Annotated in this window: 1 protein-coding gene; it reads right to left on the bottom strand. The window is 73.8% G+C overall.

Translation table 11 applies throughout. From position 1 onward, the window contains the following. Positions 1-535: AIR synthase related protein (locus ACFR9S_RS00625; protein ID WP_379817739.1), on the bottom strand; the 535-nt coding region annotated here is incomplete at both ends.

Here is a 535-nt window from a genome sequence, read left to right as displayed (position 1 = left end):
ACCGAGAGGTCGGCACAGGCGTCGGCCAGCCCCGAGACCGCAGACGCGAACCCCTCGTACGTCTCGGGGTCCTCGGGGTTGCCCCCGTTGAGGCAGTCGACCGCGGCGAGGGGGGTCGCCCCCTTCGCGGCGAGGTTGGTCGCGTTCTCGACCGCGACCGCGCGGGCGCCGGCCTCGGGGTCGCAGTCGGTCCAGTGGGGGTTCGCGCCCGCCGAGAGCGCGATCGCGTGCTGTTCGTCCTCGTCGCCGGCGTCGTGGAGCGCGAGCACGGCGGCGTCGTCGCCCGGTTCGACCGCGGTTCGCAGGCCGACCTCGTGGTCGTACTGGCGGTACGCCCACTCCTTGCTCGCGGCGGTGGGGTCCGCGAGGACCGCCTCGAACGCCTCGGCGAGGTCGAAGTCGGGCAAGTCACGCTCCGGGGCGGTGAGTGGTTCGCGTGCGAGGTCGTTCAGCGGCGCGCCCTCCGCGAGGTAGTCGGCGTCGGCCTCGCGGGCCTCGCGCTCGAACTCCCGGATGAACTGCTCGCCGATGACGT

Source organism: Halolamina salina (assembly GCF_042678005.1).
In the GTDB taxonomy this organism is placed as follows: Archaea; Halobacteriota; Halobacteria; order Halobacteriales; family Haloferacaceae; genus Halolamina; species Halolamina salina.
The sequence above is the reverse complement of the archived record's forward strand: the minus strand, read 5'-3'. Positions and strand labels throughout refer to the sequence as shown.